Raw genomic sequence first — 8,590 nt, 5'->3', positions numbered from 1 at the left:
GCGGCCCACGGGGCGCCCGCACCCGGCGCGTAGGCGTCGACGACCGACGCCGGTGCGCCGCCGAAGACATGCCCGCGCACCGCCACCCAGGCGGCGGACGCGCTCAGCGTCATCGACAGGACGCAGCAGAGCAGGACGGCCGCCACCACGCATTGCCACACCCACAGGGCGACCACGGGTTCCCGGTCCGGCCAGTCGGCCCGAGCGAGCAGTCGTGGAGCGACCACGGAGGCAAGGGCGCCGAGCAGCAACAGTGCCGCGGGGACCATCATGGCCGAAGCCTATGAGCGGGGCCCGCCGCTGGATACGGTCGGCGACCCCAAGTGACGTACGCCACGGGTCCGTAGAGGGTGAGTGGTGTCAGAGCGTGACCAGCATCGCCAGCATCGCGATCCCCATCGACAGGCGGCAGGCCTGGGAGAGCTCGGGGCGGTCGCCCCAGCCGACCGAGCCTGCCGATGGGCCGGACGCGACGGGGCCCGACGCGACGGCCAGGGGCAGGAGTCGGGCACCGGAGCGGAGGACGTAGCCCGTGAAGTACAGCAGGAGGGCCCCGGTGAGGACGGGGACACCGGTGCCGCCGTGGACGTGATGGGCCGGGGCGGTGGTCATCACCGCGGCCATGTAGACCATCGCGACGGTGCCCATCAGATGGTGCAGATGGTGTCTGCGGCCGCGGGCCGTCCCCAGCGCGCGCAGCGCGGCGACGCCGAAGACGGCCGTGCAGACGAGCCAGGCCCAGCGCGGCGGGGTCACCACGGCCGCCGGTACGGCCATCGCGGCCATGCCGAACCCCATGAGTGCCTCGCCGCCCGCGGTGCGGCGCTGTTCCTCGACCGGGCTGCGCATCCGCAGCAGGCAGTAGGCCCCGGTCGCCGCGCACAGCGCGACGAGCAGCCAGCCGGGTGAAGCCGGTCCGTGCACCGCGTACCTCCCCGCAAGACGACGTCGGACACGCGACGCAGGGCACGCGATGCCGGGCGGAGGGTGCCGGGCAGCGGTGCCGGACATCGGACGGTCGGTCAGGGCATGCCCCGGGCGGCCGGTGCGCAAGCGAGCGCAGGGGTGTACACGGGGGAGCGTGCGGGAGTACGCCGCAGGTGGGAGCCGACTGGAGAAGCTAATTTACAGATAAAACACCTGCTAAGATTGTGGAATGAGCAGTGCGACCCCTCTCCGTCCCGGCAGTGCGACCCCTCCTCGTCCCCCGCGCGCACGGCGGCTTCCGCTGGCCGACGCGCTGCGTCTGGGCCGGCCCTCCGACATCTGGTTCAAGCCCGCCCTGAGCGTCGTCGTCGCGGTCGCCCCGCCGAATCTGACGCTGCTGGCGCTCGGCCGGCTGGACCTGGCGATGTACACCATGGCCGGGTCGCTCTGCGCGCTCTACGCCCACAGCCGTCCGTACGCCGCGCGGGCCCGGGCCCTCGCCTGGGTGGTGGCCGGGATGCTCGCCGGACTCGGCGTCGCGCTCGTCACGGCCTCGCTCACGAGGAACGCCGTCGTGCTGGTCACCGTCGGCGCGCTGCTGGCCGCCGCGCAGAAGGCCCTGTGCGACGCCACGCGCATCGGCCCGCCGGGGCACGTCGTCCTCGCCTTCATCTCCTCGGCGTCCCTGTTCGTGCCGCAGAGCCTCGGCCAGGTGCCGGGTCACCTCGCGCTGGGCGCGGCGGCGGGGGCCTGGGCCTGGATCGTCGGCATGGCACCCGGGCTCCTGCGCCCGCACGGCCCGGAACGGCGTGCCACCGCCCACGCGCTGAACGCCGCGGCCGTGTCCGTCGGAGCCCCGGACGACGCCCGTGCCCGCGCGGCCGCGGCCGCCGCCGTCCACACCGCCTGGCAGTCGCTGCTGTCCACGGGAGCCCGTTCCGCGCCCCGGCGCGCTCTCGAACGGCTCGTCGTACGGGCCGAGGTCGCGCTCGCCGCACCCGCCGACACGGACCCCGAACGGCTGCGCGGCTGGGCCCGCGAACTCTCCGGCACCGGACCCGTCCCGCGCCCCGACGGCCTCGGGGACGCCGCGGACGAACTCCTCGGCGTCGAGGCCGCCCTCGCCTTCGGGGAACCGCCCCTGGTCGCCCGACTCGGCCCGCTCGCCCCCATCGCCCTGCGCACCGCGCTCGGCTGCGCCCTCGCCGGATACGTCTCGCTCGCGCTCGGTGTCGGCCGCCCCTACTGGGCCCTGGTCACCGCCGCCTCCCTCTACCAGGCCAACGTCAGCCTGACCTGGAGCCGGAGTGTCCAGCGTGTGACCGGCAACCTCATCGGCGTGGCGGCCTTCGCCGTCCTCGTCCCGCTCGCCCACGCCGGCCAGGCCGCCCTCGTCGTGTGCTGCCTCGCCCTGAACTTCGGTGCCGAGGCGCTGATCGGCCGCAACTACTGGCTCGGCAGCGTCTGTGTGACCCCCATGGCCCTGCTGATCACCGAGTTCGCGCACGCCCAGCAGCCCGGGGAGCTGATGACCGACCGGGTCCTGGACACCCTCGTGGGAGCGCTCGTCGGCTTCCTCGCGGCCGTCGCCGTGACCAACCGGCGGGCCGGTGACCGGATCGAGAAGGCGCTCGCCGCGGTGGGGCGTGCCCAGGAACACGCCGCCGGACTGCTCGCCGAGGAGCGGCCCGAGCCCGGCGCCCTGGAATCGGCCCGCCGCGGACTGTCCGCCGCCGTTGTTCACCTGCGCTCCGCCGCGGACGCCGCAGCGGGCGAATGGTGGCGGCGCGCCCTGCCGGAGGAGCGGGTGATGCGGGCCGAGCAGGCCGGACACCGTACGCTCGCGGCGACGGTACGACGCCAGGGACTGCACTGCTGGGAGGGCGCACAGGCATGACGACAGCGGACGGGCGGAGAGCGGCGGAGGGCGACCCTGCACGGGACGGTGATCCGGTGCCGGACGTGGACCCGGCGCGGAACGGCCACCCGGCACCGGACCGGGCGACGCCCACCGAGGGGACGCCCGTCGGCAGCCGGCCGGCCGACATCGAGTCGACCGGCAGCGGCCCGTCAGGGACCCCGCTCGCTGAAGAGGCGCCCGCCGGCACCGGGTTCGCCGCCGGTGTGCCTGCCGGCCCGGGTTCCTCCGACGGCGAGCCCGTCGGCGCCGGGCCCGCAACCTCCGGGCCCGAGTCCGCCAGATCCGAGACGGCCGAGCCTGCGACCGCCGGAGCCGGCGGCAGGGCGCCTTCCGGTACCGGGCCCACCGAAGGGACCCTCGCGAGCACCGGGTCCGGCGGCAGGGCCTCCGCCGGCACCGAGCCTGCGCGTGCCGGTCGCGCGGACCGAGAGCCTTCCGGCAGCGGCTCCGACGAGCGGCCCCCCGGCGCCACCGCCGCCGGTGACACGGTGGCGGCCGTCGTGCGGCAGTGGGAGAACGTGCGGCCCGATCTCGACACCGGGCCCATGGAGGTCATCGGGCGGGTCAACCGCTGTGCCGCGCTTCTTCAGCAGGCCGAGGACGCGCCCCTGCGCCGGGCCGGGCTCACCCGCCCCGAGTTCGATGTGCTCGGGACGCTGCGCCGTACCGGGCACGAGCTGACCCCCAGCGACATCGCCCGCGAGACGTTCTCCTCGGGTGCCGCCGTGACCAAGCGGCTCAAGCAGCTCACCGAACGCGGTCTCGTCGAGCGGCGCGGCGACACCCGGGACCGCCGTGTCGCGCACGTCCGGCTGACCGACGCCGGACAGGACCTGGTCGACGCCGTCCTCCCCGACCAACTCGCCTACGAGACCGGCGTCCTGTCCGGCATCGACCGGGAACACCAGCGTGAACTGGCCGGACTCCTGGGCGAGTTGCTCGGGCAGCTCGAAGGCCGGCTGAGGCTGCCCCGCGCTTGACCCCGGCCTGAGACGGAGGGTAGGCGGGCCGCCCGGATCAGCCTCACCCCTCGTAGCCGCGCCCGGCTGGAGCAACCCGTCGAGCCCGTGGAGCCTGCCGAGTCCGTGGAGCCCGTCGAGCCCGTCGAGCCCGTCGAGCCCGTGGAGCCCGTCTACTCCGTAGAGCCCTCCGACCGTCCGGATCAGCCCTTCGAGCCCTCCGCGTAGATGCCGAAGGCCGCGCCCTGTCGGTCCCGGGCGACGGCCAGGCGGCGGTGGCCGCCCGGCTGGGAGACGGGCTCCATCAGCAGGTGGCCGTCCGCCATGAGGACCGCGTTCGCCGTTTCGTCCACGTCCTCGACGGCGAAGTAGGGCAGCCAGTGCGAGGGAACCTCGTGCGCGAAGTTCTCGTCCATCGTGACCATGCCGCCGAAGTCGGCGCCGTCGATGCCCCACTGCGGGTAGTGCGCCGAGGGCTTCACGGTCCAGCCGAACACCGTCGTGTAGAACTCGGTCACCCGGTCCGGGGCCCGGGTGAGGAGTTCCACCCAGCCGAGCGCTCCGGGCGCGTTGAACAGACCCGCACCGGGGAAGGCCCGCGCCTGCCACATCTGGAACGCGGCGCCGCCCGGGTCGACGGCGACAGCGAAACGGCCCACGTCGAGCACGTCCATCGGAGCGAGGACGAGCGTTCCGCCGGCGGCCTCCACGGCCGCCGCGGTCGCGTCCACGTCGGTGACGCCGAAGGACACGTTCCAGGCGACGGGCTGCGACTCCTGGTAGATCGGGGTGATCGCCGCGACGGCCGCGTCCCCCAGGTGGGCGACGGTGTACCCGCCCGCCTCCTGGCGCGGGTCCGTCTCCGGGCGCCAGCCGAACAGATCGGCGTAGAAGGCCTTGGCGCCCTCCAGGTCGTCGGTGCCGAGCTCCGTCCAGCAGGGTCCGCCGGGCACGGGCCTGTCGAGCTTCATGACGTTCCTTCCGCAGCGAGTTCCCTCAGCACGCTAAGCCTGCCGTGGAGCACCGGCCATCCGGACACACCGTCTCGGGGGCTTCAGGGGCGGTAGCGCAGCGGATGGTCGGACGGGATCTCGACGATCACGATCTCGGTCCCGTCCGGGTCCGCGATCCACATCTCGACGAGCCCCCACGGCTCCCGTACGGGCCCGCGCACCACCTCGACTCCCGCGGCCGTCAGCTCCTCGTGGGCCGCCGTCATGTCCGCGACCTGGAGCCACAGTTTGAGCGCAGGGGAGGGCGGCGTCTCGGAGCGTCCGGCGACTTCCAGGTATCCGCCGCCGAGGAAGTACACGGTCCCGCGCTCGGGCCCCGTGCCGAACTCGCGGTAGACGGCCAGGCCGAGCTGTTCACCGTAGAAGACGCGTGAACGTTCCGGGTCGGTCGGACGCAGAAGGGTCCGGCTGCTCAGTACATGCACCATGCGCACGGAGCCTAGGACCTGTCCGACGGGTTCCGGGGGAGCGTTACGCTCGGGCGTGCCCCGCAAGCGCCACCGATCGGAGAACCGCTGCCATGGAAACCGCCGCCGCCACCGGACTGACCTTCCGCGACGCCGTCGACAGCGATGTGGACGCGCTGGTCGCGCTGGTCGAGTCGGCGTACCGAGGTGACTCCAGCCGGGCCGGCTGGACCACGGAGGCGGACATCCTCGAAGGCCGGCGGACCGACGCCGACGCCGTCCGGGCCATCGTCGAGGCACCCGACAGCCGGCTCCTGACCGTGGAGCGGGACGGCGTGCTCGTCGCCTGCTGCCAGCTCGAGCACCGCGGTGACCACGCCTACTTCGGCATGTTCGCGGTCAGCCCCGCGTTCCAGGGCGGTGGGCTCGGCAAGGTGATCATCGCCGAGGCGGAGCGGACGGTCCGCGAGGTGTGGGACGCCACGGAGATGCACATGACCGTGATCTCCGTACGCGAGGAGCTCATCGCCTGGTACGAGCGGCGCGGCTACCGCCGCACGGGCCGGATGACGCCCTTCCCGTACGGCGACGAGCGCTTCGGTGTCCCGCAGCGCGACGACCTGCGCTTCGAACTGCTGGTCAAGCCGCTCGGCTGAATCCGCTCGGCCGAACCCTCCCTGCCCGGGTCCGGGCCGGGGCCGTCGACCACGGCCGCCGGCCGGGCCGCCCGGCGCGTCCTCGCCGAGCGGCCCGTACGCGTCGCCCCGGACGGCGCGGGCTCGCCTCGTCCCGCTACGCCGTGAAACGGCCCGTGCGCTTGATCTCGGGGTAGTCGGTCGTGGCGCCGTCCAGCTCCAGAGCGCGGACCAGCCGGAGGTGGTCCTGGGTGTTCACGATCCAGCCGATGATCTTCAGGTCGGCCTTGCGGGCGTGCTCGACGACCTCCAGGCTCAGCCTGCGGATGTTGAGGCAGACGGTCGCGGAGCCGGCCTCGACGGCGCGGTCCACCACGTCGGTGCCGTAGCGGCTCGCGATCAGCGCGGTACGGACGCCCGGCACCAGCCGGGCGATCTCGGCGATCGCCTCGTCGTGGAACGAGGACACCTCCACCCGCCCGACGAGGTCCTTGCGGTGCATCACCTCGGCCAGCGCCCTGGCCGCCGCGACATCCTTGATCTCGGCCTGCAACGGCGTCCTGACCGCCTCCAGGACCTCCTCGAAGACGGGGACCCGCTCGCCGCGTCCCGCGTCCAGCGTGCGCAACTCCGCGAGCGTCTTGTCGGCGATCGGCCCCGTGCCGTCGGTCGTACGGTCCACTTCGGCGTCGTGCATGACGACGAGGGCGCCGTCCTTGCTCAGATGCAGATCGAGTTCGATGAGGTCGAGGCCCGCGTTCTGGGCGGCGGTGAAGGAACGGAGGGTGTTCTCGGGTTCGACACCCATCACTCCGCGGTGACCGATGGTGAGGAAGTTCAAGATTCGACTCGCTTCCGTCGACGGCGGCTCGGCTCGCGCGTGGTTCCGACGGGCGGCCACGCGGCAGGCCGCAGCCTAATGGCCTGGCTGTGCTGTGTACCCGTTCCTACGCCGTGCAATGGGAGTGTCGGATTCACACGGCGCGGCGGGAGCGCCGTGACGAGGGCCACGCGTACGCCGCCGGTCCGGGGGAAGCGGCGGAGAGAGGCGGCCGGGGAAGCCGGAGCGCGGGTCGCCGAGAACGGCCAACGGGGCGTGTTCCACGGACCGTTCGGATACCCGGAGCTTCCCGCGGACACCCGTGCCGCTACGGAAGCTGTGGCGCATGTCATCGCATGGACGGTGTCGGACAGGAAAAAGAGCGGTGAAGACGGGGGGTGCGCAGGATAATCTCCCGGCTTTCCTCTTGCGTAACGGAACCTCGCATACATACGGTGTCCATACGCGAGGTTTTCCTGTGGAGGATGGGACATGACGGAAGTTCTTGTGCAGGTGGGTTCGGAGGAGCGGGTTCCTCCCGTGGGCAGGGTGGTGGATCACCCGGCATGGCCCGTCCTCAAGGCTGCCGTGGAGGAGATCCGGCCGTGGCAGTCCAAGGACGGCTCCATCGACTTCGCGGCCGACGGTGCTCCGGCCGCCGCCGACGTCGAAGCGGTCGTGCGCCGCGTGGCCGAGGCGATAACCGAGCTCTCCCCGCTGGTGCCCCACGACGTCGCGTACCACGAGGCGCTCGTGAAGGACCTGCGCCGCTGGGCCGACGGCGGCTTCGAGGTGCCCGACTTCCTGGACTCGCTGCTGGCCTTCCAGCCCGCCGCGCACCGCGAGGACGGCCTCCAGCACCTGGTCGTCTTCCCGATGTACACCCAGAACGGCAACCTGGACCGCAACTTCGAAGCGGTCGTGCTGCGCATGGTGTGGCCCGAGTGGCTGGCCGAGCTGGAGCGCACCCGCTACGACAACCCGCTGTTCTGCGGCATCACGTTCGAGGACTTCACCGCGGGGTACGACACCAACTCGGCCGTGCTCTTCCCGGAGACGATCGCCGTGCGCGAGGCGCCCGAGCGCTTCTCCTGGGGCGGCATCTTCTGCGACCGCGAGGCGGCCCGCTTCCGTGCCGTCACGGACGCCGCCGTGGACACCCTCGGCCTCGAACTCCCCGAGGACATCGCCGCCATGGTCCACGACCAGGAGCGCTGCGAGAAGGCCTTCGTGCTCTGGGACATGGTCCACGACCGCACCCACAGCCACGGCGACCTGCCGTTCGACCCCTTCATGATCAAGCAGCGCCAGCCGTTCTGGATGTACGGCCTCGAAGAGTTGCGCTGCGACCTCACCGCCTTCAAGGAGGCCGTGAAGCTGGAGTCCGAGGGCAACGCGCACGGCCGCGACGTGCAGTACGCCGTGCTCTTCGACCGGATGTTCCGCTTCCCGCTCACCGGCGACCGCGTCCGCAACTACGACGGTCTCGGCGGCCAGCTCCTCTTCGCCTACCTGCACAAGCACGACGTCGTCCGCTGGACCGACAACAAGCTGCACATCGACTGGCAGCGTGCCCCGCAGGTCACCAACCAGCTGTGCGCCGAGATCGAGGAGCTGTACCGGGCCGGCATCGACCGCCCCAAGCTCGTCCACTGGTTCAAGGCCTACGAGCTCGTCTCCACCTACCTCGCCCCGCACCCGGGCTCCCGCTGGGCCAAGGGTCCGGACGCACTCGACCTGTCCCTGCCGCCGCGCAAGCTCGTCGACGACGTGCTTCCGGACGAGTTTCCCCTGAGCATGTTCTATGAGGCGCTCGCCAAGAAGCTGAAGAACGTGATCGCCTCCACCAAGGGCATCACCGCGGCCGGCCCCGAGCGGGTCGCCGCGTGACCGACCGCGGTAGCGAGA

At 72.4% G+C, this 8,590-nt stretch carries 8 protein-coding genes and 1 pseudogene; 4 read left to right on the top strand and 5 right to left on the bottom strand.

What is annotated here, in order from left to right; translation table 11 throughout:
* Both ACWEBX_RS18020 and ACWEBX_RS18015 read right to left on the bottom strand, forming a co-directional pair.
* Positions 1-272: pseudogene (locus tag ACWEBX_RS18020) on the bottom strand (M56 family peptidase); the annotation flags it as partial.
* Between the two features lie 88 nt (positions 273-360).
* The gene (locus tag ACWEBX_RS18015; RefSeq protein ID WP_451885808.1) at positions 361-924 is read right to left on the bottom strand and encodes a DUF5134 domain-containing protein; all 564 of its coding nucleotides are present in this window, start codon (positions 922-924) and stop codon (positions 361-363) included.
* 232 nt (positions 925-1,156) lie between these two features.
* On the opposite strand from ACWEBX_RS18015, the gene ACWEBX_RS18010 reads away from it, so the two are divergent.
* Positions 1,157-2,824: an FUSC family protein gene (locus ACWEBX_RS18010; RefSeq protein WP_451885807.1), complete on the top strand. Its 1,668-nt coding sequence runs from the start codon at positions 1,157-1,159 to the stop codon at positions 2,822-2,824.
* A gap of 512 nt (positions 2,825-3,336) precedes the next feature.
* Positions 3,337-3,828 carry a MarR family winged helix-turn-helix transcriptional regulator gene (locus ACWEBX_RS18005; protein ID WP_451885813.1) on the top strand — a complete coding sequence of 164 codons (492 nt, stop codon included), beginning with the start codon at positions 3,337-3,339 and terminating at the stop codon, positions 3,826-3,828.
* A gap of 182 nt (positions 3,829-4,010) precedes the next feature.
* Here the strand turns inward: ACWEBX_RS18005 and ACWEBX_RS18000 are convergent, their stop codons facing one another.
* Together ACWEBX_RS18000 and ACWEBX_RS17995 are read right to left on the bottom strand one after the other, a co-directional pair.
* Complete coding sequence (locus ACWEBX_RS18000) at positions 4,011-4,778, bottom strand: VOC family protein (protein ID WP_451885806.1); 768 nt, start codon at positions 4,776-4,778, stop codon at positions 4,011-4,013.
* 83 nt (positions 4,779-4,861) lie between these two features.
* Positions 4,862-5,248, bottom strand: a complete 387-nt coding sequence (locus tag ACWEBX_RS17995; protein ID WP_451885805.1) for a VOC family protein — start codon at positions 5,246-5,248, stop codon at positions 4,862-4,864.
* A 92-nt stretch (positions 5,249-5,340) separates the two neighbouring features.
* Between ACWEBX_RS17995 and ACWEBX_RS17990 the strand changes: the two genes are divergently transcribed.
* On the top strand, positions 5,341-5,883 hold the full coding sequence (locus ACWEBX_RS17990) for a GNAT family N-acetyltransferase (protein WP_451885804.1): 543 nt from the start codon (positions 5,341-5,343) through the stop codon (positions 5,881-5,883).
* Between the two features lie 136 nt (positions 5,884-6,019).
* On the opposite strand, the gene ACWEBX_RS17985 is transcribed toward ACWEBX_RS17990, so the two are convergent.
* Entirely contained in the window at positions 6,020-6,703 is a 684-nt protein-coding gene (locus ACWEBX_RS17985) for a glycerophosphodiester phosphodiesterase (protein WP_451885803.1), read from the bottom strand.
* Between the two features lie 471 nt (positions 6,704-7,174).
* Here ACWEBX_RS17985 and ACWEBX_RS17980 point away from each other — a divergent pair, with 471 nt between their 5' ends.
* Positions 7,175-8,572, top strand: coding sequence for a DUF6421 family protein (locus ACWEBX_RS17980; protein ID WP_451885802.1), 1,398 nt, complete (start codon positions 7,175-7,177; stop codon positions 8,570-8,572).
* Positions 8,573-8,590 lie beyond the last annotated feature (18 nt).

The sequence above is a fragment of the Streptomyces sp. NPDC005070 genome (genome assembly GCF_053600395.1).
This window is presented reverse-complemented; position numbering and strand designations above follow the sequence as displayed.